This is a genomic window from Nitrosomonas sp. Nm33 (genome assembly GCF_900107265.1).
Lineage (GTDB): Bacteria > Pseudomonadota > Gammaproteobacteria > Burkholderiales > Nitrosomonadaceae > Nitrosomonas.
The window spans coordinates 1-24953 of record NZ_FNPJ01000048.1; the positions used below are offsets into that span (position 1 = coordinate 1).

The 24953-nt window shown below is 45.1% G+C and carries 20 protein-coding genes, 2 tRNA genes, 1 pseudogene and 1 riboswitch; of the genes and pseudogenes, 9 read left to right on the top strand and 14 right to left on the bottom strand.

The features are described from left to right. On the top strand, positions 1 to 386 hold a 386-nt coding region (locus BLV54_RS10165; protein WP_090571351.1), incomplete at its 5' end, for a transposase. 21 nt (positions 387 to 407) lie between these two features. Here the strand turns inward: BLV54_RS10165 and atzF are convergent. From atzF to pyrE, 7 genes are all read right to left on the bottom strand, one after another. After that, positions 408 to 2225, bottom strand: a complete 1818-nt coding sequence (atzF, locus tag BLV54_RS10170) for an allophanate hydrolase (protein WP_090571380.1) — start codon at positions 2223 to 2225, stop codon at positions 408 to 410. Positions 2226 to 2227: 2 nt separating this feature from the next. After that, complete coding sequence (uca, locus tag BLV54_RS10175) at positions 2228 to 5854, bottom strand: urea carboxylase (RefSeq protein ID WP_090571352.1); 3627 nt, start codon at positions 5852 to 5854, stop codon at positions 2228 to 2230. A 25-nt stretch (positions 5855 to 5879) separates the two neighbouring features. After that, positions 5880 to 6548: an urea amidolyase associated protein UAAP2 gene (locus BLV54_RS10180; RefSeq protein WP_090571354.1), complete on the bottom strand. Its 669-nt coding sequence runs from the start codon at positions 6546 to 6548 to the stop codon at positions 5880 to 5882. Then, positions 6545 to 7276: an urea amidolyase associated protein UAAP1 gene (locus BLV54_RS10185; RefSeq protein ID WP_090571356.1), complete on the bottom strand. Its 732-nt coding sequence runs from the start codon at positions 7274 to 7276 to the stop codon at positions 6545 to 6547. Before BLV54_RS10185 ends, BLV54_RS10180 begins: the two co-directional genes overlap by 4 nt. Next, positions 7273 to 8703: an APC family permease gene (locus BLV54_RS10190; RefSeq protein WP_090571358.1), complete on the bottom strand. Its 1431-nt coding sequence runs from the start codon at positions 8701 to 8703 to the stop codon at positions 7273 to 7275. Before BLV54_RS10190 ends, BLV54_RS10185 begins: the two co-directional genes overlap by 4 nt. A gap of 54 nt (positions 8704 to 8757) precedes the next feature. Further along, positions 8758 to 8988, bottom strand: a complete 231-nt coding sequence (locus BLV54_RS10195) for a hypothetical protein (protein ID WP_090571360.1) — start codon at positions 8986 to 8988, stop codon at positions 8758 to 8760. Between the two features lie 65 nt (positions 8989 to 9053). Beyond that, positions 9054 to 9161, bottom strand: a riboswitch (guanidine-I (ykkC/yxkD leader). A 252-nt stretch (positions 9162 to 9413) separates the two neighbouring features. After that, positions 9414 to 10055 carry an orotate phosphoribosyltransferase gene (gene pyrE, locus BLV54_RS10200; RefSeq protein WP_090571361.1) on the bottom strand — a complete coding sequence of 214 codons (642 nt, stop codon included), beginning with the start codon at positions 10053 to 10055 and terminating at the stop codon, positions 9414 to 9416. A gap of 20 nt (positions 10056 to 10075) precedes the next feature. On the opposite strand from pyrE, the gene BLV54_RS10205 reads away from it, so the two are divergent. Next, positions 10076 to 10849 carry an exodeoxyribonuclease III gene (locus tag BLV54_RS10205; RefSeq protein WP_090571363.1) on the top strand — a complete coding sequence of 258 codons (774 nt, stop codon included), beginning with the start codon at positions 10076 to 10078 and terminating at the stop codon, positions 10847 to 10849. After that, positions 10846 to 12246, top strand: a complete 1401-nt coding sequence (locus BLV54_RS10210) for an AmpG family muropeptide MFS transporter (RefSeq protein ID WP_090571365.1) — start codon at positions 10846 to 10848, stop codon at positions 12244 to 12246. The genes BLV54_RS10205 and BLV54_RS10210 overlap by 4 nt, the downstream gene beginning before the upstream one ends. 5 nt (positions 12247 to 12251) lie before the next feature. On the opposite strand, the gene metW is transcribed toward BLV54_RS10210, so the two are convergent. The 5 genes from metW to BLV54_RS10235 form a co-directional block, all read right to left on the bottom strand. After that, positions 12252 to 12863: a methionine biosynthesis protein MetW gene (gene metW, locus BLV54_RS10215; protein ID WP_090571367.1), complete on the bottom strand. Its 612-nt coding sequence runs from the start codon at positions 12861 to 12863 to the stop codon at positions 12252 to 12254. Positions 12864 to 12881: 18 nt separating this feature from the next. Beyond that, positions 12882 to 14009 carry a homoserine O-succinyltransferase MetX gene (locus BLV54_RS10220; RefSeq protein WP_090571369.1) on the bottom strand — a complete coding sequence of 376 codons (1128 nt, stop codon included), beginning with the start codon at positions 14007 to 14009 and terminating at the stop codon, positions 12882 to 12884. Positions 14010 to 14143: 134 nt separating this feature from the next. Continuing rightward, positions 14144 to 15871, bottom strand: a complete 1728-nt coding sequence (gene ptsP, locus BLV54_RS10225) for a phosphoenolpyruvate--protein phosphotransferase (protein WP_090571371.1) — start codon at positions 15869 to 15871, stop codon at positions 14144 to 14146. Further along, the gene (locus tag BLV54_RS10230) at positions 15868 to 16137 is read right to left on the bottom strand and encodes an HPr family phosphocarrier protein (protein WP_090571382.1); all 270 of its coding nucleotides are present in this window, start codon (positions 16135 to 16137) and stop codon (positions 15868 to 15870) included. Before BLV54_RS10230 ends, ptsP begins: the two co-directional genes overlap by 4 nt. A 1-nt stretch (position 16138) precedes the next feature. Continuing rightward, positions 16139 to 16531, bottom strand: a complete 393-nt coding sequence (locus BLV54_RS10235) for a PTS sugar transporter subunit IIA (protein WP_090571372.1) — start codon at positions 16529 to 16531, stop codon at positions 16139 to 16141. A gap of 460 nt (positions 16532 to 16991) precedes the next feature. Here BLV54_RS10235 and BLV54_RS10240 point away from each other — a divergent pair. From BLV54_RS10240 to BLV54_RS10255, 4 genes are all read left to right on the top strand, one after another. After that, positions 16992 to 17068: transfer RNA gene (locus BLV54_RS10240), tRNA-Arg, on the top strand. Between the two features lie 86 nt (positions 17069 to 17154). Then, positions 17155 to 17230: transfer RNA gene (locus BLV54_RS10245), tRNA-Phe, on the top strand. Positions 17231 to 18518: 1288 nt separating this feature from the next. After that, entirely contained in the window at positions 18519 to 18719 is a 201-nt protein-coding gene (locus tag BLV54_RS10250) for a hypothetical protein (RefSeq protein ID WP_090571374.1), read from the top strand. A gap of 278 nt (positions 18720 to 18997) precedes the next feature. Further along, the gene (locus tag BLV54_RS10255; protein ID WP_176969738.1) at positions 18998 to 21985 is read left to right on the top strand and encodes a class I SAM-dependent DNA methyltransferase; all 2988 of its coding nucleotides are present in this window, start codon (positions 18998 to 19000) and stop codon (positions 21983 to 21985) included. 292 nt (positions 21986 to 22277) lie between these two features. On the opposite strand, the gene BLV54_RS10265 is transcribed toward BLV54_RS10255, so the two are convergent. Beyond that, positions 22278 to 23156, bottom strand: coding sequence for a hypothetical protein (locus BLV54_RS10265; protein WP_090571378.1), 879 nt, complete (start codon positions 23154 to 23156; stop codon positions 22278 to 22280). 156 nt (positions 23157 to 23312) lie between these two features. Between BLV54_RS10265 and BLV54_RS16130 the strand changes: the two genes are divergently transcribed. Both BLV54_RS16130 and BLV54_RS16135 read left to right on the top strand, forming a co-directional pair. Beyond that, positions 23313 to 23462 (top strand): hypothetical protein, encoded by a 150-nt coding sequence (locus BLV54_RS16130; RefSeq protein ID WP_176969739.1) that lies wholly within the window; start codon positions 23313 to 23315, stop codon positions 23460 to 23462. 27 nt (positions 23463 to 23489) lie between these two features. After that, on the top strand, positions 23490 to 23873 hold the full coding sequence (locus tag BLV54_RS16135) for a hypothetical protein (RefSeq protein ID WP_176969740.1): 384 nt from the start codon (positions 23490 to 23492) through the stop codon (positions 23871 to 23873). A gap of 1002 nt (positions 23874 to 24875) precedes the next feature. Here BLV54_RS16135 and BLV54_RS15615 read toward each other — a convergent pair. Continuing rightward, positions 24876 to 24953, bottom strand: a pseudogene (locus BLV54_RS15615) (IS5/IS1182 family transposase); the annotation flags it as partial.

A 24953-nucleotide genomic window follows, 5' to 3' on the forward strand; every position in this document is an offset into this window, starting at 1 on the left:
TCGATGGAGCCTTCGACAGCCTGGTGTTGCCTCATGTCAACAGAGATTGCATGCAGATTTTCCTCCACGAGATTGCCAACCGTTACCCTGGCGATCATGTCATCATGATCCTTGATGGTGCCGGCTGGCATAAAAGCAAGGATTTCGATTTGCCTGAGAACATCCGTTTGTTATTCCTGCCACCGTATTCCCCTGAATTGAATCCGCAGGAACACCTTTGGGACGAACTGCGAGAAAAATACTTTCATAACCGCGTATTTGACAGCATCGATACGCTCGAGAATCATTTGGTTAGTGCATTATGTAATCTCGAAAATGCCCCGGCTTTAATCAAAAGTATAACCAGCTGGGATTGGATTATTAATGCAGTTTCTAGTGCAAATTAGAATAACTTCAATCAGTACTGACTATGGATTATCCAACTGCCGCAAGTAATTGCGCCATCCACCAAAATGGCTGATATCTTTTGCATTGCCGATGGCGTAACGCTCACAGAGAAAACCTTGCACTGTTTCACCGCTGGCCAAGGTAAGGGTACCGATTCCCAATGGTGCCGGAATATTGGCGACAAAACTGCCGAATTCGCGTGCCGGCAACTCCCAGATCTCCACTTCGATGGAAGCACTTTGCTCATTTTCATTGACTCGAATTAACCCGGGGCGTTGCGGTGGCTTACCTGGCAGCGCATAGAGCCTGTAGTCGGGTGAAGTGGTGGTGCTGATCACTAATCGACCCTGACGGCTGGTCAATTGCTCATTTAGCGGCAGACCGGATAAATGTGCGCCGCAGACGGCTATGCGCACTTGGCCAGACTGGGATGCGGCAGGGAAGGGCGTATTCTGAGGTAGCGCAATGCCGGTTGCACCCAGAGGAAGTGAATAGGCTTGTTGCAAACGATGCGCCAGATGCAGCAGCGGTTCATCCTGGTGGGCAGGGGCAACCAGCGTGATACCAGAAGGCAGCCCGTCATTCTGAAAGCCAACAGGAACGGCGACTGCGGCATAGTCGAGCAGATTCATGAAATTGGTGTAGTAACCCAGATGGGTATTGAGGCGGATGGGATCTTGTTGCATGGCTTGAATGGGATAAATCGTGCCAGCAGTTGGTGTCAGCAAACAGTCAACACTTGTCCAAATCTGGTCTGCCTGTTGTTTGATGCTACGCAGTTGATAGATCCCATTGAAGGCGTCAGCGGCGGAGTACCGTTTCGCACCTGCGATGATTTCACGTACTGGTGCGACGATCTGATCGCTATGCAGCTCAAAAAATGACTGAATGGCTGCATAACGTTCAGCCACCCAAGGGCCTTCATAAAGGAGGCGAGCGGCTTCGAGAAAGGGTGCAAAATCGATCTCGATCGCTTCTCCGCCCAACGCTTGCATGTGGCTTATTGCATTGGTGAACAAGCGTTCGCTTTCGTGATTATCGAAAAATTGCAGCTGCTGCTTGCGCGGGATGCCAAAGCGAAAACGGGATGCTGTACCAAAATCGAAGCCATGTCCTTCTCTTTGCCTGGAATAGATATCTTCCTCATCATACCCTGCACAAATTGTCAGGATGCGCGCTGCATCGGCAGCAGTAAAGGTGAAGATCGATACTGTGTCAAGGGAGCGGCACGCTGGAACGACACCGCGTGTCGAGAGCCACCCTTTAGTAGGTTTATAGCCGATCAGGTTATTAAACGCGGCGGGAACCCGGCCCGAACCCGCAGTATCAGTGCCGAGGCTGAAACATACCTGTCCTTTGGCGACAGCAACCGCCGAGCCTGAGCTGGAACCACCGGAAATATAATCAGGATTGAATGCATTCCGGCATACGCCATAAGGCGATCGCGTGCCATTCAGTCCAGTAGCGAACTGATCGAGGTTGGTTTTGCCGATCGGAATAGCGCCAGCATCGATCAGTCTTTGTACGACAGTGGCGCTGCGCTGTGGTGTGTAAGCAAAAGCAGGGCAAGCTGCCGTGGTCGGTATGTCTGCCAGATCGATATTATCTTTGATAGCGAACGGTACGCCATACAGCGGTAATGACGTCATGCCTTGTGCTTCCACCTTGCGGGCGTAGCTTCTCAATGATTCCAATGAAAGGGTGGCAATCCAGATATGATCCGGATCATTTTGAATTTCGGCATGGATGATTTCTACCAGCCGGGTAGGGGACAGCTCACCATTCGTATAACGTTGCAGCAGAGAGGGAATGTCACCCAGTGGGCAAAGCTTATCCATGATCATGCTTCCTCCTGAATGATGAGCAACACTTGTCCGGCAGATACGTACCCTCCTTGTTTACAGAATAATCGCTTCACTGTACCGGTGACAGGCGAATCTACCGGAAATTCCATTTTCATGGATTCAATCAGGATCACCGGTTTCCCTGCTTCCACGCGCTCACCTTCCGTGACGAGTAGCTTCCAGACTGTCCCGGTTACTTGGGAACTGACAGCTTGCGTCCCTGCCGGAAGATCGAGTTCGCTCTGGGTGTCCGCTTCCTCCAGCGTATCTTCATTGACATAATGAGCTAGATTGTTGGCTTGCCAGCGCTGGCGCTCAGCTTCAAAGGCAGCTTGTTGTTTGGTTTTGAATGCATTGATGCTGGCAGCGTATTGTTGCAGGAAAGTGTTGTATTGCCTCAGATTCAGAACTGTTTCTTCCGTGTGTAGTTTGAAACGTCCGGTAATGAAATCCTTGCGCAATCTGAGCAATTCGCTTTCACTGACTGGATAAAAGTAGATTTGATCAAAGAAGCGCAATAACCACGGTTGACCATCTTTGAAATCGGCCGTCTGGCGGTAGCGATTCCACATTTGTACAGTCCGGCCCACGAACTGATAGCCGCCCGGGCCTTCCATGCCATACACGCATAGATAGGCGCCACCGATACCAACCGCATTTTCAGGTGTCCAGGTACGTGCCGGATTGTATTTAGTCGTGACCAGACGATGGCGCGGATCGAGCGGGGTTGCTACGGGCGCACCCAAATAGACATCACCCAGCCCCATGACCAGATAGCTGGCTGCAAATACGATATGCTGAACCTCTTCAATACTTTCCAGCCCGTTAATGCGGCGGATAAATTCAATATTGCTCGGACACCAGGGGGCATCGCTACGCACCGATTGCATGTATTTTTCGATGGCCAATCTTGTGGCCGCATCATCCCAGGATAAAGGCAGATGAATGATGCGACTGGGAACTTCCATGTCATCGATCGCTGGCAACTGGCTTTCACCTGCAATCAAAAGATCCAGTAACGTATCACGCGCCAACCGGCATGAATCAAAATGAATCTGCAGCGAGCGAATGCCGGGCGTCAGATCCAGGATGCCGGAAAGCTCCCCGTCGTCGATGCGCTGCTGCAGCCATGCCATCAATGCATGAGCACGAAACCGCAGATTAAGATCGAGGATGGGCGGCCCATACTCAATCAGCAGGTATTTGTCACCTGCTTGACGGTAGGTCACTTGCACCTGCTCTTTGCTCTCGGGAATATGATGCAGGATAGGATTTTCCAGTCTCTTGGATTGTGAATAGGCCGGTGTGCTCCCACCGGTATGGAGATCCTGGATAAACAGATTTTGCTGCTGTTCCAGTTCAAGCGCCTGATTCATCGAGATCGGATGAAAGCGGACACTATCACCCGGTTTGAGTTGTCCGATTTTCCACAACTCCGCATGTACAATAGTAGCTGGACAGACGAAGCCGCCCAGACTAGGGCCGTCAGGACCCAGGATGATCGGCATATCCCCGGTAAAATCGATTGTACCGACTGCATAAGCATTATCGTGAATATTGGAGGGATGCAAGCCGGCTTCGCCGCCATCGGTACGCGCCCACTGGGGTTTAGGACCGATCAGGCGTACACCTGTGCGATTGGAGTTATGATGCACTTTCCATTCAGCGGCAAAAAAATGTTCAATATCAGCTTCGGTAAAGAAATCAGGCGCGCCATGAGGTCCATACAGTACCGCAATTTCCCAACGATCCGTATAATGAGGAATCGACTCCTGCGGTAGATATTGGGATGTTGAGTGCTGGAAAGGCTGCGCAGGCTGAATATGTAATACATCACCGGTGCGCAGCACGCGGCCTGCATGCCCACCGAATTGACCTAATGTAAAAGTGGATTTACTGCCCAGGTAATCCGATACCTGAAAACCACCGTGCACGGCCAGATAAACCCGGCTGCCGGACTGCTTAACTTTGCCAAACTGCAAGAGCGCGCCTGCTTTAACAAAATGGGATTGCCATTGCGGCAACGGCTCACTGTCCAGCAACACCTCGATAGGGGCGCCACAGATTGCAATGATGCTATCGCAATTAAAACGCAGTGTCGGCCCTGCGACAGTGATTTCCAGCCCAGCTTTATCTTCGGTATTGTTCACCAGCCGGTTGGCAAGACGAAAGGCCAGGCTATCCATCGGTCCGGAAGGGGGAACACCTACGTTCCAGTAACCAATTCGCCCGGGATAATCCTGTATCATGGTCTGCACACCCGCGTTCAGGACATCAATACTGTGCGCCTGATAATGAAAGCCATTGAGGAACTGTGTATTCGGTTGCCCACTACGAAATGCGCTGCTTTGCAGAATTTGTTTGAGATAAGCCAGGTTGGTTTCAATTCCATGCAGCGAAGTGTTATCCAATGCAGTCAGTAGTTTTGTAATAGCTGCGTCCCGATCGGCTGCATGCACGATGATTTTGGCCAGCATGGGATCATAAAATGCCGAAACCTCGATGCCTCGCTCTACCCAGGTTTCAACGCGGGCTTCCGCAGGAAGTTCTGCCGCAGTCAGTATGCCGCTGGAAGGTTGAAAGTCTTTTGCAGGGTTTTCAGCATAAAGGCGTACTTGGATGGAAGCACCCTGTGGTTTGATAGTAAAAGAATCGAGAGGGGGAAGATCGCCTGCCGCCTGCCGCACCATCCATTCTACCAGATCAATACCCGTGACTTCCTCGGTTACCCCATGTTCGACTTGTAGACGGGTATTGACCTCAAGAAAATAAAACTGACCATTAGCGGCATCGAAAATATATTCGACGGTACCAGCAGATTGATAATTGGCCGCTTTGCCAAGGCGCACCGCAGTGTCCAGCAATGCCTGGCGCAGATGGGGAGCAAGGTTGGGGGCGGGTGTTTCCTCGATGACTTTCTGGTTGCGTCGCTGCATGGAGCAGTCGCGTTCGCCCAGTGCGACAACCTGACCTTTACCATCACCGAAAATCTGCACTTCAATATGGCGAGCGCGGTCGACATATTTTTCCAGAAAGAGCCCGGCATCCTTAAAATTGTTTTGTGCAAGCGTTTTGACAGATTCGTAAGCACCGATCAGTTCATCCTGATTCCAGCAGAGACGCATGCCAATACCACCGCCGCCGGCGGTACTCTTCAACATGACGGGATAACCAATATGCTTGGCCTGATGACAGGCAGCCTCAACATTTTCCAGTAAATCGGTTCCTGGCAGGAGCGGTACCTGATTTTCCAATGCTAACGCCCGTGCCGTATGCTTCAAACCAAAGGCGCGCATTTGCTGTGGAGTAGGGCCGATAAAGCAAATGCCATGCGTAGCGCATTGCTCAGCAAAATCGGCTTTTTCACTGAGAAAACCATAGCCGGGATGAATCGCTTGCGCTCCTGTCTGCTTAGCAATCTCCAGAATTTTGTCGGTGCGGAGATAGCTCTCAGCAGCGAGCCCACTGCCTATACAGTAAGCTTCATCCGCTTCGGTAACATGCCGCGATAAGGCATCAGCTTCAGTGTAAACGGCTACACTCGCTACCTTCAAACGGCGGAGTGTTCGGATAATACGACAAGCAATTGCGCCACGATTGGCAATGAGAACTTTATTAAACATGGTCTTATCCTTTGTGGATCAGCTATTAACCGGTTTGCGTATCCCAAACCAGTAACCTGATCGGTGTTGGATTGTAGGCATTGCAAGGATTATTCAGTTGCGGGCAATTGGAGATCAATACCAGCACATCCATCTCAGCTTGCATTTCCACATACTTGCCAGGTGCGGAAATGCCATCGACAAATTCCAGATTACCTTCTGCGGTGACAGGAACATTCATAAAGAAATTGATGTTGCTCGGTATATCGCGCTTACTCATACCTAGTTGCTCACAAGCGGTTTCGTGCGCGAGTGCATGCAGGAAGCTATCCCGACAACTGTGCATAGGGTATTTTTCCAGTGCGTAGCGCACTGTGTTGCTTTCTGCTGCACAGGCGCCACCCAGCGTGTCATGGCGACCACAGGTGTCTGCAATAATCGTGAGCATGACATTGCCAAAATTGGAGCAGAGTTTGCTGCCGGTGGTCAGATACAGTTTATTCTGAGCGCGTATCGTATCCGTTACGCTATAGCGTTCTAATGCATCATGTGCATTGAAAAATAACGTATCAACAGCCTGGTTACCTTCCAGATCGACGATACGGAAAATTTGCCCTTGTTTAACAATCTTGACCCAGGGTTCACCCGCTGCGCAAATTTCATTAATGACTGCGAGGTCAGGATCAAGCTTACTTTCTATCAATTGAGTATTCATAACGCACCTCCACAGGGGTGATATAACCGATGAGTATTGTGTAATCCCCGCATATTCTCGGCAATCTGTTTACATGCCGAAGCTGTTGCGCTGGGTGTGGTAAATGCTGCCAGGTGGACAGCGCCAGGTTGATAGGTTGTGCTGGTATCGAGCGGATGAGGAGCAGCGGAGAGGATGACCAAGGTATCCATTTCAAAACTCAGATCAACATAGTCACCCGCTTTACTATGATTATGATGAAACATTAATTCACCCGCGGAGTTTGCAGATATTTTGCTGAAGAAATTAATGTTGGAGACGATATCGCGCATTCCCAACCCCCATTTGCCGAGTTCAATCAGCATGCCATCCAGGCCACTGCGATACATTTGATTGCGATGCTCCTGATAGCGGGCAGTGCCATATTTTTGCTGGATTAATTTGCTGTCGCTCAGGCCGCATACGGTATCATGCCAGCCGACCGTATCAGCTGTAATACAGCAGAATATCCGCCCCATATCGGAATAACAGGCATGCCCTTTGGTCAAGCGAAAGGTATGCTGCGCCTTCAAGGTATCGGCCATGTTGTAACGCTCCAGTTTTTCTTCCTGGTTAAAAAACAAAACCGCAGCATTAGCACCACCAGTGACATCAGCTAAGCGTAAGGTCAGACCACGGCGTATGATTCCTGACCAGTGACATCCACCTGGAAGATGCTCTTCCCATAGAAATACATTATTTTGATTCATTTGTTCCTCCTTATCAGAATAGTCAATGTAGTGACTCCTAGAATGCTTCCTAAAACCAGTGGTACTGCCCAGAGCTGCCACCAGGGGGCATCAGGCGTGACTAAGTAGGTACGGGGCCAGGCAATGTTGATCAACTCAAATAATGACCAGAGAAAGGCGAAGATATTGATGATCAACCCCCATACCCCTAATCGTAGCTCTCCGAGTGACGGGTCCCATCGACCGGTGAGCCGAGTATATAAACCGACGCCTGTTGTCATGGAGAACATGACATAGAGCCCTCCGGTGCCAAACGCGATAATGGTCGCGACAGCCTGATCATTGAGTCCAAATAGCAACCCGAGGCTTGCCAGAAATACTGTGCAGAGAATTGCATTTCTCGGTACTTTGGCAGCAGTTACTCGGCTGAGCGATGCGGGCATGTTGCCTTCACGCGCCATGGAAAAGACGATGCGAGAGGTATACTTGACGACGGATGCGCCGCAAGCGAGAAAAGCGATGACGACGATCGCCAGAAAGGGTTTCTCAAACCAATCGCCAATATGTGTTGTAATCAGCGGCGTAATGGGATCAAACGTAGCGCCGGTTTTTGCCAGGGTGTCGTGATCAAACGATAACGTTAATGCAGCAGAATTGAAAACGACAACGGTACCTACTGCGCATAACGAGAAAAAAATCGCGCGGGGCACCATGCGCTTGGGTTGATGGGTTTCCTCTGAAGTCGTTGAACAGGCGTCAAATCCGATGAATGCCCAGCCGGCGATGGCGAGTGCAGCTAAAAAAGCAGAGAGTTTGTCAGGTGCTGTACCGCTACCCAGGTGCTGGAATAATTCGGAAAAGGAATGTTCCCGGAAGAATAAGAAAAGTAACAGAGCGATACCGAACGATCCTATGATTTCAGCATATACCCCGAGCGCAATGACCGACTTGAATACATTTACATGAGCGAGATTGAGCAGCATGCAAATGAGCAGAAAAACCATACCCCAGAATACCATCATAGTGCCGGTTCCGCTTGGAGAATCAAATAGAATAGCGAGCCAGATTCCTCCTGTATAAGCGGTTGTGGTTAGCATAGCAATGGTTGAGCTGACATAAATTGCACCAGCATACTGGCCTGTAATGGTTCCACCGAGTTGGCGTGCCCATTTGTAAGCGCCGCCAGCAATCGGAAATTGGGAAGATAGTTCGGCATAAACGGTGGCAACCAATAACTGCATGATTAAACAGATCACGAGTGCTGTGAACCAGCCTCCACCAGTCACATTGGTTTGTACACTTACAATGGCATAAAGCCCAACGACAGGAGAAACCACAGCGAAGCCAAGTGTAAAGCTGTTCCAGATACCCATGCTGCGATTAAGCGTATCGGGGTCAGTTGATTTCATTTCAGATGAAAAGCTTTTGGGATTGCGAACGGTTGACATGGTATGCCTCGTAAAAGTAATGGGAAATTATTCAATCCGAGTCAAAACTCACAATTAATTGAGAATCTGAAGATCACTAAACGGCTTAGCTTGAGCTACAGCTGTTTTTAACATGGGGATAGCTGGAAAAAAATGATCGGTCAGGCATTGCGTATTTTTGCCTGACCAACTCCAGTTACTCACGTTGGCCTGTATAAATGAATCAGGTGTAGGAAACGTTAGATTTTTTCCAGTGATATCGCTGGAAAAACAGGGATGAAATGAATATAAGATTGGTGTGTACATAACGAAGCCTCCTTTAAGCCATCAGGTCAAATACCGAGAGTCGTAATGTGTCAAAACATTACGTAATCTCCCGGGCTTTTATCCCTCCGTGGAGCTTCGTTACTACCGAAGCCAGAAACTCTTGGACCAGACACTTCTTAAAACAGGAAGTCGGAACCCTAGTTTACTATTACATCAGTTGTATAAATTTATACAACTCAGTGACGCCTCTCAATAGTTAATGAATACTAAGAAACGATTTTAAATATAAACTAGCATATCTTTTTTAGGAAGACAAATTTATCTTTACGGTAAATTTTTATAGTTAAGAAGGCAGTTTATCTATTTGACTTTGAAGTAGCGATCGCTATTTGTATTAAAACTAACTTCCTTGATAATCATTTAATCATTTCGTGAGTTAAATACGCGAACCAGCAGAATTTGGTTTAAGCAATACCATACTGTGCACGATAGCGCTTAATTGCTTGCAAATTTTGCGCCATATCGTTCCTGGTCGCTAAATAATCCATAATATTATCCAGATTGATAATACTGACGACCGGGATGCCATGCGTCTGTTCAACTTCCTGGGTGGCAGATATTTGATGGCGACCTTGCTCCATACGATCAAGGGCAACCACGACAACACAAGGTGTTGCTTCGGCAGTACGGATAAGATTGACGGATTCTCGTATCGATGTGCCAGCAGAGATGACATCATCGATAATCAACACGCGGCCTGCGAGTGGTGCACCCACAATATGGCCGCCTTCACCATGATCTTTGACTTCCTTACGGTTAAAGCAAAAAGGGAAATTATGGCCAGCTTCAGCTAGCGCAATGGCAGTAGCACTGACAAGTGGAATACCCTTGTAAGCTGAGCCAAACAACATATCGAACGGAAGCTGCGCAGCTAAGATAGCTTTCGCGTAAAATTGTCCCAACTTATGTAATGAATTGCCATCATTAAATAATCCCGCATTAAAAAAATAAGGTGACAGACGTCCTGCTTTGGTTTTGAATTCACCAAAGCGGAGCACGTTACATTCGATGGCAAATTCAATAAAGGCATGTTTAAAATCTGACATAATTCTAGAAACTTATAAAAATGCGAATTATAACAATTAACTTGAACGGATTACGTTCTGCAACCAATAAGGGTTTTTTCCAATGGATGCCCAGGCAACAGGCTGATATTGTATGTGTTCAAGAATTGAAAGCACAACTTGATGATATGACGAGTGAAATGAAAATTCCGGACGGCTATCAAGGTTATTTTCATTGTGCAGATAAAAAAGGCTACAGTGGAGTAGGGATGTATTCTCGCCATGCGCCTGACAAAATCATTGAGGGCGTAGGCATTCCGGAAATCGATTCTGAAGGACGATATTTACGTGCAGATTTTGGCAATTTGAGCATCATATCGATTTACCTTCCTTCAGGATCGAGTGGTGAACACCGACAAGCAATCAAGTTCTTTTTTATGGAGCGATTCTTCCCGATTTTACGAGAACTGGCTCACAGTGGTAGAGAATTCATTTTGTGCGGGGACTGGAATATCGCTCATAAGGAAATTGATCTAAAAAACTGGCGTGGCAATCAAAAAAATTCAGGCTTTCTCCCGGAAGAGCGCGCCTGGTTGACAGCAGTTTTTGAGGAATTAAATTTCATTGATGTGTTCCGTAAAATTGAGCCATCACCAGAACAATATACTTGGTGGTCAAATCGGGGGCAGGCGTGGGCTAAAAATGTAGGATGGCGTATCGACTATCAAATTGCGACCCCTGCGATCGCCGATAAAGTGACCAACGTATCCATTTACAAGCAGGAACGCTTCTCGGATCATGCGCCGCTGATCATCGATTACGATCATCACTTATGATCAATACTACCGTTGCTGGCTGGCTGAGTGTTTGTCGTATTTACATGCATCCCAGGGTGATGGGAATGCTGGCGTTGGGTTTTTCAGCTGGCCTGCCTTTGTTACTGATACTGGGTACCTTATCCTTCTGGTTACGAGAAGCGGGAATTGATCGTGCCACCATAGGCTATTTGAGTTGGATTGGTCTTGCATATGGTTTTAAATGGATGTGGTCTCCCTTGGTAGATCGTCTGCCTTTGCCGCTCCTAACGCGGTTACTAGGTCGACGCCGTGCTTGGCTATTGTTTTCACAGATCACGATTACGATCGCTTTGGTAGGTATGGCTAGCACCGATCCACTTGAAAATCTTTCCCATATGATTTTTTTTGCATTGGCAGTGGCCTTCGCTTCAGCTACCCAAGATATTGCACTAGATGCTTATCGAATCGAAGCGGTTGAGTTAAGACTGCAAGGTGCAATGGCAGCTACTTATCAAGCGGGCTATCGCTTAGCAATGATACTGACTTCTGCAGGGGTGCTATGGATTGCAGCATCACTGGATACTTCTCCAACCGATTATAACTATCAGTCATGGCGAATAGCCTATCTGATCATGGCTGCTTGCATGGCGACTGGCATCATCACTACGTTCATTATTCAAGAGCCTAAAGTTTCGATCAATCAGCTAGCTGCGCAAAATGAAATACAAGCAAGTCAGATAATTGCAAATTGGAATTTTAATGCTCGCCTTACCCAATTATTGACCTGGCTATACGGTGCCATGATTGCACCTTTCCAGGATTTTGTCGTGCGGTATGGCTATCATGCCATCTTGATACTGACCTTGATCGCTATTTACCGGATCTCGGATGTTGTGATGGGCGTGATGAGCAACCCCTTCTACGTTGACATGGGCTATACCAAGGATGAGGTAGCAACTGTTTCAAAAGTATACGGTGTCATCATGACAATTTTAGGTGCGGCAGTAGGGGGACTATTGATTGTCAAATTCGGAGTAATTAGAACTTTATTCCTTGGTGCAGTTTTATCTGCCGCGACTAATTTATTATTTGTCTGGCTATCCGTAAAAGGACACGATATCATTGGACTAATAATCACTATTTCCGCAGATAATCTTTCTGCTGGAATTGCTTCTTCAGCTTTTGTTGCTTATCTTTCAGGATTGACTAATTCTGCCTACTCAGCTACCCAGTACGCATTATTTAGTTCAGTCATGCTGCTGATTCCAAAATTTATTGCCGGATTTAGCGGGCAATTCGTAGATGAGTATGGGTATGCATTATTTTTTATGGGAACTGCGCTACTTGGCTTACCTGTTCTCATTTTGGTATGGATGGTCGGGCGAGTCCAATTGAAAACGCTTATCTCTTCCGAAGACCTGGGGCATCGTTCCTAAATGAGTTATTTGCTTCGAGTGAAGCGGTAAAATGCAAGCATCCCGAAAAAATTAGGAGCAAGAGTGATTCGACGGTTACCACTCATGACTCGCCGTTCTAAGATATGCACCTCATGCTGATGGCAAAATTGCTCAAAATCACTGAGTGTACATAAGTGAATATTGGGAGTATTAAACCATTCATAAGGCAAGGTTTGTGATACTGGCATATGACCCAATAAAACTTGCAATCTATTTTTCCAGTAACCAAAATTAGGGAAGGTGACGATACCTTCTTTGCCTGCACGGAGCATTTCTTGAATAATTTTTTCCGTGTGTCTCATCGCTTGCAATGTTTGCGACAGAATGACGTAATCAAACGAATCAGATTCGAAGCCTGATAAACCTGATTCTAAATCATTCTGGACGACGTTGACTCCATTGTTGAGGCAGGCCAGGATATTGGCATCATCAATTTCTACGCCATAACCATGTACGCCGAGCGTATCCTGCAAATACTGCAGCAATGTACCATCACCGCATCCAAGATCGAGTACCTTCGATTCTGGTCTGATCCAGGCAGCAATGGTAGCAAAATCGGGTCTCAATAAAGTAAGAGAAGAGGGTATTTTAGCCATGAAAACACTGTTGAAAGATTAAGTGTCGATTTTGTTCATATAAGCCCGCACCAATTGGTGATAGTACTCATCTTTCATGAGAAAGGAATCATGGCCATGCCTGGATGGTATTTCTGCATAACTTACATTGAGCTTATTATCCAGTAAAGCTTTGACGATAGCGCGCGAGCGCTCAGGTGAGAAACGCCAATCAGAGCTAAATGAAAGCACAAGAAAATTTGCTTTAGCGCAACGGAAGGCAGTACTCAAATCATCATCATAATCTCGTGCAGGATCAAAATAATCCAGTGCTTTTGTCATAAGCAGATAAGTGTTGGCATCAAACTGATCAGCAAATTTATCTCCTTGATAACGCAAGTAAGACTCGATCTGGAACTCTACATCAAAATTGAAGCTGAGCGATCCTGTCCGCAACTCCCGCCCGAATTTCTCAGCCATGGAATCATTGGATAAATAGGTAATATGCCCCAGCATGCGGGCAAGACGCAAACCTCTACGCGGCAATGTGCCATGAGAATAATAATCACCTCCATGGAAATCCGGATCAGTAATGATGGCCTGACGTGCGACATCATTGAAAGCGATATTTTGTGCCGTTAATTTGGCTGCAGCAGCAATAATGATAGCATGCTGGACTTTTTCGGGCGCATAAAGTGCCAACTGCATGGCCGACATACCACCAAGACTCCCACCGACAACTGCTGCAAATTGATCAATACCAAGCTTATCAGCTAATCGCACATAAGTTTCGGCCCAATCTATCGTTGTGACCATGGGAAAATCAGCGCCATAATGCTTACCTGTTTTTTTATTGATGCTCGCAGGACCGGTTGAGCCATGGCAACCACCAATATTGTTTATCCCAATCACAAAAAATTTATGTGTATCGATAGGTTTGCCAGGACCAATCATGTTGTTCCACCAACCTACATTTTTAGGATTATCAGCATAAACGCCAGCAACGTGATGATTACCCGAGAGTGCATGGCAAATTAATACCGCATTGGACCTAGTTGCATTTAATTCACCATAAGTTTCATAAACTTGCTCGTAATTGTCTAATACTGCACCACTTTCTAAACTGAGCGGTGTGTCGCAATAAATCCTTTGTGGCGCAACGATGCCAATGGAGTCTGAATCATGCATGAATATAAGAAAATTTTAGGAAATTCTATGTAAAATTATCCAATACCTATCTATGTGAAATAAACATTATATAGTCAAAAATACTTATGAGGCTTAAGCGTTTATAAAATCGTAATTATTTCGAACTAAAAAGATTAATTATTTAATTTCTCTAATAATCCATGAATTTTCTCAGATTCATCAGTTTTAAGAATCTTCTGGATTATTGGCATGATACTTGGTAAATGACTTTTCAGAATCTTGTGCTTAATAGGCAGGATATGTGCTGGATACATGGAGAATTGTTGTAACCCAAATCCTAACAGTAAACGAGTGTATTGGATGTCACCTGCTATCTCTCCACAAATTGAAATGGGCATATTGGCGCGGTTAGCAGTATAAATGATTCGCGCCAGTAACCAAAGTACAGATGGATGCAGTGGATCATAGAGATGGGCAACCGTGTCATCCGCTCTATCAATAGCTAACGTATATTGAATTAAATCATTAGTACCAATGGACAAAAAATCCAGTTTACGCATGAACATTTCAAGACATAGTGCTGCTGCCGGAATTTCAATCATTCCACCTATCTTGATATCCTCATCGAAAGGTTTTTTTTCATCCTGCAGACTTTGTTTGGCATGCTTAATAAGTTGTAAAGTCTGATTAATTTCATAATCATTTGAAAGCATTGGGATTAGGATACGAATCTTACCATATGCAGACGCTCTCAAAATGGCACGCAATTGTGTTAGGAACATGGCGTGTTCTACTAAGCTTAGTCTAATGGCGCGTAATCCCAGCGCTGGATTGATTGCAGAACTGTAGCTATTTTTAAGACTTTTGTCAGCACCTAAATCGAAGGTACGTATTGTAACTGGTAAGCCTCGCATGCTCTGGGTGACAGTTGAATAAGCTTCAAACTGTTCATCCTCATTGGGTAAATCATCCCGATTGAGAAAAAGAAATTCACTGCGAAATAAACCAATGCCCGTCGCACCATTTTCTTTGACTTGTTCAACATCTTGGGGTAGCTCAATATTGGCATGTAATTCTATCGATGTGCCATCGAGTGTCATCGTGGGAATAGATTTGAGGCGTTTCAGTTTACGTTTTTCCAGATCCAGATGATTCTGTTTCAAACGATATTCAGCAAGCACATATTTGTCAGGGTTGACAATAACTATCCCTTGACCACCATCTACTATTAAATTGTCATTATTGTAAATAAGTTGGCGCGCATGATGCATCGCTACAATGGAAGGAATATTCAGACTGCGAGCTATAATTGCAGTATGGGAAGTGACACCACCTAAATCAATAAGAAAAGCGGTAAATTGATGTTGTTTATATTGCATAACATCTGCTGGACTTAGATCATGTGCTACTAGAATACTGTTACCATCATGCTTTAAGGGAGGAGGAATGTAACCTGGATGCCCCAATAAAACTTTCAATACCCGTTCGACGACTTGAATGACATCAGTTTTACGTTCTCGTAGATAAGCATCTTCAATTTCTTCAAACTGGACAAGCAACACTTCCATCTGTTGCGTAACGGCCCATTCTGCATTGCACTGAGTTTGAGCGATACACTCGGCTGCTGCGGAACTAAGCATTGGATCATTCAGAATCATATGATGTAATTCAAGAAAAGCATTGAATTCAGCAAATGTAGGACCTTGATTGGCTGAAGATTGTAATTTCTCAATTTCCTTGCGTACTATTGCGAAAGCACTGTTCAGCCGTGTTATTTCTTTGTCTATTTGGTTTTTTGGAATCAAATAATGAGCTACATTGAGTGTCGCTGGTGAAGCAAGATGTGCGTGACCAATAGCAACACCTTCGGACGCGCCTACACCATGCAGGATGAAACTCATTCCCCTTCTCCAAAGTGATCATTGATCAGAGCAGTCAATGCCTCCATTGCCTCAGCCTCATCAGTCCCGGTTATTTCAATTGCAACTGTCGATCCTTTATTTGCAGCGAGGGTCATTACACCCATAATACTTTTTGCATTGACTCTACGGCCGTTACGTGTGAGCCATACTTCACTTTGGAATTGACTTGCTAAGCGTGTAAGTTTCGCAGAAGCGCGTGCATGTAGACCAAGCTTATTAATAATTGTTACTTCTTTAAGTAGCATTTCAGCATCCACGTAAAATATGCATAACACCTTCTTTACCTCCAGCAAGTGCTTTTGCTACCACAACTGAAAGTGGTTCATGCCGATAATTTAATGCACGTACTAACATAGGTAAATTCATTCCTGCAAGGCACTCTACTTTTCCAGCTTGGATCAATTGACTAGCGATATTAGAGGGAGTTGCGCCATAAATATCCGTCATCACTAATACACCATCGCCTTGGTCAAGTTTTTTAATTAATTCCTTAGCTTGAGCAACCACTTCATCAGGCTCATCTTGAATAGAAATGGCTTGATATATTAGTTGCTGCGGTTTCTCTCCCAGAATATGGGTTGCACAGCGAGTAAAACTTTCTCCCAGCTTATCATGGGAAATAATTAAAATTCCGATCATTCAATTTTTTGCTTATTTCTGGATAAGAAATCAAGCTATGAATTTTATTCTCATTGTCGAGATTATCCTAGCTTGTCTTTAACATACCAAAATTTTGTTTATATAGCCGTACAACAATGATGCTCTTATGTATTTAATATGGTTATTAATTCAGTCTTTTATAATTGTATATTAAAGGTATTCCTTTCAGAATAGTGACTTTTAGCGACTTATTTTTTGGTAATAAAACCTTAATGATGTTTATTGAAAGATGTATTGATTCCATTGCATATTGAGAATGAGCGGCTATTTCTTGACAAAAACAATTAAATGTAACATCATGCCCGGCTTGCTACAAAGCATAAAATAATTGATAAAAGCTTTAAAAAAGATAGTTTCAATCTTTTGCTAATGGCTTTGATATAATGTTGTTCCCTTAATTAATAACTGGTAAGAAGAATAAAAATTAGGAAAGCTAGGAGCGCCCGTAGCTCAGTTGGATAGAGTACTTGGCTACGAACCAAGGGGTCGTGGGTTCGAATCCTGCCGGGCGCGCCATCTTTTATTCTTATCTAAATAAAGCGGTTTTAAGGAAACAGCATTCTAGTTGTAAAAATATTAAATAACTCTTTCGTTGTGTTAGAGGCCAAGTAGCTCAGTTGGTAGAGCAGAGGACTGAAAATCCTTGTGTCGGTGGTTCGATTCCGCCCTTGGCCACCAATAAAATCAAGCACTTAGTCAGAATATGACTAAGTGCTTTTTCTTTTTATGCATCCGTGTAGGCTTATTGTAGGAAATTTTTATCAATACTAGAGGGTTACATGGAAAACACCAAGGCAACACTTACGAGTGATACCAGCAAAAAGCCTAATATTCACGCGTATGGTATGTGAAGTACCTTTACTCTATCTGGCGAATTTATTCTGTGCACTCAAACAGGAAACGCGCTGACGAATTTTTCATTCGTAACATGTATTTTTTTAGAAGCTAAAAAAAGCTATGTCGCTTGGTGCTGTAAATTGTCGACTTGTTTAATGAGGGAATGCAATAGAAAATTTTGGTGTGATCAATGAGCTAGCTAAGGGAATTGACTCGCACGAAATCAAACTTTTACATAATATTTTTTAGTTATTTTTTCGCCCTTAGAAACTTTCATTCATGGCTTTCAGAAACCTTGCGCTGCATTATTTTTGGCTTGCTCAATGGATTAAAAAAATTATTATTTGTGCCAAGTCAGTGACCCTAAAAATATAGATATATCATTGAAAATTAACAATATTATTAACTGCGCTCTGCAATCTGCTGGTTTTCAACCAGCTTTCGCCCCAAGGGACAAGGAATTAAACCTGAAGAGATTAAAATTATGGTTACTCTGATGGTTTTTCCATCACACCAAAATCAACCATGTAAAACACCAAATCGCGCTACAAGTGATTATTTGGCTTTTGATATATCCATTTCAGAAAAGATGAATAATCGACTGTAATTCGATTCTGACGACGTTATAGATGATTACTTGCCATTCTTTTGTTTGAATTCGCTGCAGCTCCTTAGCATACTTTGAACCGGTCAGCACTTTATACCTTGATTGGTTACAGCGTAACGCTGACAATCACTTGCATGTCGTAAGAAATAGGCCAATGCTTCAAAATCGGCTTTCCATTTATTCAAAACTAAATAATGATCATTTATTGATTCTCAAATCCGATGTAACCAGCTTTTGATTATTTCAATGTGGCTGTATTGTTTGTGATGTATCAGCCGTATCAGAATCACTCTGTATGCCTGCTAGTAGGACATCTAGCGTCATGCTTAAATCTTTGGCAATTGGACGGGATAAAGTTTCGTACCAGATCCATTGATCTGCATAATCTTGGCGTGAAACACTAGGAGCGCTATTCTACTCATAGAGAGCTTGTATCGATCAGCAAAGTCGAATAGTGCGTGAAGTAGTGGCTTACGCAGAGAAATATATCAATTAAGATGCCAAAATTCTGCAGGAAGCGCTGTGCGATATCGCTGCGGGCGTGATGGAATTGACAAACAGCGGTTGGGTAATTGGATCAGAAAACGCGCCGGTCAAATCGTCAATGGTTTTCGGTTTGAAAAAGATACCAGCAGAAAACGCAACGCTGACAGTTGGCGCGTGACAGTTATGCCTGGTGCAGCATCAAAGCCCGATATTTCCGACGCGTCCGACGCTTACTGAAGCCGCAAATAGTCGGAAGTGTCGGGTTAATCGGGCATTGCGCCGTGGTAAGAAAAAGTATCAGGTAATTCTTTTTCGGTTGATTGGTATGGATTTTGTTTTATGACTATTCATGCCTGTCAACCTGGTTCATGAATGTAGTTCTTTTTTTACTGTATTGTTGCCTTCAATTAATGTTATGCATAATGAATTATTCAAGATTAGAATGCACCGTTATCTGTTAACTTTAGCTATACCAAGCATTTGAAGGAATCTCTATAACACCTGGATATAACCTCATGACACCTGAAAAATTCATTAAGAGATGGACTGAAAATGATTTAACCGAAAAAGCAGGCGCGCAACCGTTTATTGAAGACTTATGCGAGCTGCTGCAAATCGAAAAGCCACGCCACTCCGAAGATTATTGTTATGAGAAAGGGGCTATTAAGGACGGCGGTGGGCAAGGCTGGGCAGATGTTTGGAAGCGCGATCATTTTGGGTGGGAAAACAAGAAACCAGGAAGTGACTTAAAGGCAGCCTTAGCACAATTGCGAGAATATTCCGGCAACCTTGGCAACCCTCCCTTGCTAATTGTATGCGACCGCGAACACATCGAAATTCATACCGCGTTTCGTGGCTACCCGGACGAGCCACGTACCATCTTGCTAAAAGACATCGGTGAGCCAGTAAACTTACAAATCTTGCGTTGGGTGTTTACTAATCCTGACAAACTTAAACCGCTAAAATCTAATGCAGCAATTACCACTGAAGCTGCAGGTCAGTTTGCCAAATTGGCTAAAGCTATGCGTGAACGCGGTGTTGATCCTCAGCAGGCAGCACATTTTCTGACCCAGTGCATTTTCTGCATGTTTGCCGAGGACGAGGGGTTGCTGCATGACAGCCCTACGAGTGACAGTGAGATTTTTTCTGGCATCCTCAAAGCTGCCAATGCAGATCCCAGCAAAGCCGCGGATAGGATTAAAAAGCTGTTTGCAGCGATGCAAAAAAAAGGTGGTATATACGGTAATGATGATATTGCCTGGTTCAATGGCGGTCTGTTCAAGATCATTGACGTACCGCCGCTTACTGAAGGCGATCTATCCATTTTACGCCAGGCCGCCGAAAGTTTGGACTGGCGAGCAATTGATCCGACTATCTTCGGCACCTTGTTCGAGCGTGGCCTTGATCCAAACTCGAGGGCACAACTGGGAGCGCATTATACCGATGTCGCTACCATCAATAAACTGATAGAGCCGTTGATCACCCGGCCATTGAGCGCCGAATGGATAGCCGTCAAAACAGAAATAATTGCCGCACTGGAAAATGCAGACAGAACCAAAGGGGAAACTAAGAAAAAATACCGTAAAGCTGCCATAGACCTGTATCACGGTTATCTGGAACGGCTACGCAACTTTCGGGTGCTAGATGCCGCTTGTGGCTCTGGTAATTTTCTCTACCTGGCATTACATGCCCTGAAAGATCTAGAACACATCGCTCAATTGGATGCCGAGGCGCTGGGCCTCAGCAAACAGCTCACTATCGAAACCGGCACCGACAATGTGCTCGGCATTGAAACCAACGAATACGCTGCCGAATTGGCGCGAGTGACGGTGTGGATAGGCGACATCCAATGGTGTCAGCGCAATGGCCGGCCGATCAACAAAAATCCTATCCTCAGCAGTTTGGATGGCATCCAGCACCGCGATGCACTGCTCAATGTTGATGGATCAGAAGCTCTGTGGCCTCAAGCTGACGTGATCATTGGTAATCCGCCTTTTTTGGGCGATAAGGTGATGCGCGGCGAGCTCGGTGATGATTATGTGACAACATTGCGCAACTGTTACAAAGGACGAGTGCCAGGCGGTGCAGATTTGGTCTGCTACTGGTTCGACAAAGCACGGCAGCAGATTGCGAATGGTAAGGCAAAGGCGGCGGGGTTAGTGTCTACTAATTCGATACGGCAAAAACGCAATCGCGTTGTATTGGAGAGTATTCTGCAATCGATGCCTATTTTCGAAGCTTGGCCAGATGAGGACTGGTTCGACGCCGGAACGGCAGTGCGCGTGTCACTAGTATGTTTTGGCTATCCAGGACTCTATACGATCAGATTAGCAGGTAAACCGGTAGCTCTGATTCATGCCGATCTTACTGCCAGCTCCGACGCCAGCACCGCTCTAGATTTGACTCAAGCGAAATCCCTGCCAACCAACAAAGACAGATCTTTTTTCGGCCTGTGTCTTGCTGGACCGTTTAAAGTGGACATTGCTACCGCGCTCGCTTGGCTGAAAGACACCGGCAATCCGAACGGCCGTCCCAACAGTGACGTAGTGCGGCCCATATACAACGGCTCCGATATAACTCGCCGCTGGGCGGGCAATTGGGTGGTGGATTTTGCTGGGATGGAACAAGAAAAGGCCGCTGACTATCTGGCTCCTTTTGCCCACGTCGAGGAAAAAGTGAAACCTGTTCGTGAAGGCAATCGCGAGGCTGTCCGCGCCGAGAAATGGTGGCGGCACGGTCGTCGACGCCCAGAGCTGCGCGCCGCACTTACAGGACTGACTTATTACATCGCTACTCCAGAAACTGCTAAGCACCGTTTTTTTGTCAAATTCCCGGTGCAAGTGGCACCGGAACACAGTCTAATTGTTTTTCCCCGAGAAGATGATGTGATCTTGGGCATCCTCTCCTCCCGCATCCACTGTATTTGGGCTTTGGCAAAGGGTGGGCGCATGGGTTTAGGGAATGAACCCCGCTATAACGCAAGCCTCACTTTCGAAACTTTTCCATTTCCACCTGGTTTTGACCTCAAAGTTAAGGCCATTCTTAAGGCCATTCCCGAAAACATGCACTTCAAGAACATCGCGGAAGCCGCAGCTGATTTAACTGCTTGGCGTGATAAATGGCTCAACCCAGAAGGTTGGTTGGAGTGGGCGCAAACAGAGGAAGAACGCGCAGCGGGCTTCCCACCTAGACCAATACCCAAACTAGAACACGCCGTTGACTGGAAGAAGCGTACATTGACAAATCTCTATAACGAGATGCCCACCGGTCTAAAATTACGTTGCGAGAAGCTTGATAAAGCCGTCGCTAAGGCATATGGCTGGAATGACTACACGCCAGAAATGACAGATACGGAAATTCTGCAACGCTTGTTGAAATTGAATTTGCTGCGAACCACAGACAAACAATCATCAACAACTGCAGAAAATTCTGATGAACATAAGCAACAGTGCCAAGAAATTGAAGCTTTGCCCATAGAATTGCAACAACAAGCCTCTGGTTAATTTTGCTCTTGAAAGGGAGCAGAAAGTAACATAACTATTTTTATATTTTACTTTCTCAGATAAAAGTAAATTAATGTTTGTTTTATGTTACTTTCGGTTCGCAAATTTCAATGAACCCGTTATTGTCAATATTGAGCAGGTTCAGAAAGTATGCAGCTTGAGTTATAAAACGGCAAACGATTTGGTGGGCGCAATGTGCAAGCATGGAATCTTGCGAGAAACCACTGGACAAAGCCGTAATCGTGTTTTTGTTTTTCTGCCTATCTATCGGTTTCTGGCGACTGACCAATATTCAAAAGCGGCTATGTGCCGCCAAATCGAGCAATGTTTCGATTTGTCCCGCAGCTTTCAATAGGGCATATAAATCGAAGCGCTCCACCTTTATGCCCTCATGAACATAATCCGCCAGATAGCGATCTGAATTGGGTTGCACACCGTTCCGGTGACAAACCAAATAGCAGACGGATTCAGCCTCAAGTTCACGATCTTGAGGAGAAAGATGGCTACGGTCTGGTATTTTCAAATAACCGTCTCCGCTCAAATGCCCCAGGTACAGATGCGCCAGTTCGTGAATTAACGTGGCAAAGCGTACATTAGGATTCTGGGTTTTGTTGAGACGGATGAGGTAATGCGGCTTCTTCTTGGATTCCCTCGCTTCTTTGGTTCTTGGAATTTGTCTTATCACTTCCAGCGCGATTCCAGTCCTTTCGATGTTACCCGCTAGACCGTCGCCATATTCAACTTGTACTGTTTCAATACCCTGCCTGTCAAGCAACTCGATAAATCGTGAAATTCTATGTTCTTTCATGCCTCCTTCAGCTCTAAACATTTCGGCGACATCGTAGGGTAGCGGGGGGCCATCAGTGTCTTCAGCATCGTACACCAACGCCACCGGAGCGAACGGCCATAAGATCAACAACGGACGCGCGCCTTCCCTTACGGCACGTCCGAATCTATCCCACCAATCAAACTGAGAAGCAGCAAATCGCAAACCAGGTTTTTGGATATGCAATAAGAATGCGTTGAACGGTGCAAAATTGCGCAACCTCACCACAAAGTCAAGCATCTCTTGATAATCTTGCCCGTGCCTATAGAGCTTGGAATCATGTAGCAATTGGGAAAGCAGCAAGCGAGCCTGGTTTTCAGTTGAGTTATAGTGAGAGTCGAACATCCGTTATTATCCTGATTTGAATGCTAATCATGCCATGTGCTGTCTTGATGCTCAAGTTGACATTATCATTATTAAATAGTGAGCTGCAGTGTATCTTCACATAGCAATCTTTCAAGGTTATTGAAGGTTTTCGGAGTCCATAAAAAGGGGTACAACATGATTAGAAATCAAAAGAAACCTACTGGTAGACCCACTTCATATCGACCTGAATATGCTGAGCAAGCTTATAAGCTGTGCTTGCTTGGAGCGACCGACAAGCAGCTAGCTGAATTCTTTAATGTAGTCGAATCAACCATCAGTTTCTAGAAGATAAAACAACCTGAATTTCTTGCCATGTTGAGAAGGGGAAAGCTCATCGCTGATGCTAAAGTAGCAGAGGCCCTCTACAAGATGGCAATTGGCTATTCACACCCTGAAACGCATATAGCACGCCAAGGGGGCAAAGTCATCAAAATCGAGATTACCAAACGTTATCTGCCTAATACTAAAGCTTGTATTTTTTGGCTAAAGAATAGGCAGCCGAAACTCTGGCGAGACAGAATTGAACTTAAGCAGCAAACAAATCTAAACAAATTTCCGCCCAAAGAAGAGCTTGACGCAATGTATGAAAAGGCATTGGCAGAAGCCGCAAGACGGAATGCTAAAGTATTGGCTGAAAGGCGTGAATTCTTGCAAAGAACAGGAATAGATCATGGCAAAGATGCAAGCAATTCCTGAATTATTTCCATTGCTGAAAATTAGTGTTGGTCACATTCCTGAAGACTTGCGTGTAGAATCCGTCTCTTTTTGATGATGGTATTGAAAATCGAATCAGCTATTCATAAGGAAAAACTTTTTAACTTTTACACCTTAGAAATTAAAGCAGATTTTTACAGGCGGCAAGTTATACTTGAGAACCACTTTGGGATGATGTTACAAAGAAGCTTCTTTTAACATTAGCCCTATTTCGTATAGCCGTAACAGCACAGTAACGCTTTGAGAGCATATTCGCCAGGCAGAGACTCATTTTGCTGGGTAGTTTCTCTAGCTTGGGAAGATGAACTAGAATGTGTGTGACTTTAACAGATTGATCAATCGATTAATTATTTTGTAAAAGTGTTGCGAGCATCAGAATTCCTGCCAGTGTAGTTAGCGCTATTATATCTGCTATGATTTATGAGGCTTACATTTTAAGCCTCTTTAAGGTCGGAAAGGTTGCATCGCCCGCGAAGCATAGCAACCCTTCCTGTATTTGTGACAGAAGCAGGTCTAACGGTAATTAGGCCTATTTGATTTATAGGAGTTAAAAATGATTAAACTGTTTATGCAGTTACGGATCAGATCAACAATACCTATGGCTACATTATGCGGCAAAGACAAAAATAAATGCAATACCATCTTAAGCTATAGAAACCTGGCATTCAGCTTAAGGCTCACCATAAAATAAAAAGCACGTCCTTGATCCCGCCCCTAGCCCAGGCTAGGGGTTATATTCTACACTTAATAACTTAATTGTAGATATTTCCTAGTTTTTGAAAATCATGCGAAAAATTTATAACACATGCCAGGGAATGGAAATTGAAACTAAACGCTACAATTCTACGATCTCGCAATATTCGGCTACGCCCAAAGGCTAATCAATCGTCATTAGTCAAATGGCAAGCGATTGCATCTATAACCGCATCCATAGCGATTCCTCTCATCTTGGCGATCTTCGGATTCCTAGGGTCTGTTGACATTTCACACAGGTAGCCACAGATACCCGCATGCCATGGCAACCATACTTTCATAATTTCTCTTTAGTTTGTCGTATCGTGT

Bases quoted from the DNA above. Each gene is read 5' to 3' on its own strand.
- atzF (WP_090571380.1), bottom strand. From the start codon at position 2,225: ATGGATAAGCTTTGCCCACTGGGTGACATTCCCTCTCTGCTGCAACGT.
- uca (WP_090571352.1), bottom strand. From the start codon at position 5,854: ATGTTTAATAAAGTTCTCATTGCCAATCGTGGCGCAATTGCTTGTCGT.
- BLV54_RS10180 (WP_090571354.1), bottom strand. From the start codon at position 6,548: ATGAATACTCAATTGATAGAAAGTAAGCTTGATCCTGACCTCGCAGTC.
- BLV54_RS10185 (WP_090571356.1), bottom strand. From the start codon at position 7,276: ATGAATCAAAATAATGTATTTCTATGGGAAGAGCATCTTCCAGGTGGA.
- BLV54_RS10190 (WP_090571358.1), bottom strand. From the start codon at position 8,703: ATGTCAACCGTTCGCAATCCCAAAAGCTTTTCATCTGAAATGAAATCA.
- BLV54_RS10195 (WP_090571360.1), bottom strand. From the start codon at position 8,988: ATGTACACACCAATCTTATATTCATTTCATCCCTGTTTTTCCAGCGAT.
- pyrE (WP_090571361.1), bottom strand. From the start codon at position 10,055: ATGTCAGATTTTAAACATGCCTTTATTGAATTTGCCATCGAATGTAAC.
- BLV54_RS10205 (WP_090571363.1), top strand. From the start codon at position 10,076: ATGCGAATTATAACAATTAACTTGAACGGATTACGTTCTGCAACCAAT.
- BLV54_RS10210 (WP_090571365.1), top strand. From the start codon at position 10,846: ATGATCAATACTACCGTTGCTGGCTGGCTGAGTGTTTGTCGTATTTAC.
- metW (WP_090571367.1), bottom strand. From the start codon at position 12,863: ATGGCTAAAATACCCTCTTCTCTTACTTTATTGAGACCCGATTTTGCT.
- BLV54_RS10220 (WP_090571369.1), bottom strand. From the start codon at position 14,009: ATGCATGATTCAGACTCCATTGGCATCGTTGCGCCACAAAGGATTTAT.
- ptsP (WP_090571371.1), bottom strand. From the start codon at position 15,871: ATGAGTTTCATCCTGCATGGTGTAGGCGCGTCCGAAGGTGTTGCTATT.
- BLV54_RS10230 (WP_090571382.1), bottom strand. From the start codon at position 16,137: ATGCTACTTAAAGAAGTAACAATTATTAATAAGCTTGGTCTACATGCA.
- BLV54_RS10235 (WP_090571372.1), bottom strand. From the start codon at position 16,531: ATGATCGGAATTTTAATTATTTCCCATGATAAGCTGGGAGAAAGTTTT.
- BLV54_RS10255 (WP_176969738.1), top strand. From the start codon at position 18,998: ATGACACCTGAAAAATTCATTAAGAGATGGACTGAAAATGATTTAACC.
- BLV54_RS10265 (WP_090571378.1), bottom strand. From the start codon at position 23,156: ATGTTCGACTCTCACTATAACTCAACTGAAAACCAGGCTCGCTTGCTG.
- BLV54_RS16130 (WP_176969739.1), top strand. From the start codon at position 23,313: ATGATTAGAAATCAAAAGAAACCTACTGGTAGACCCACTTCATATCGA.
- BLV54_RS16135 (WP_176969740.1), top strand. From the start codon at position 23,490: ATGTTGAGAAGGGGAAAGCTCATCGCTGATGCTAAAGTAGCAGAGGCC.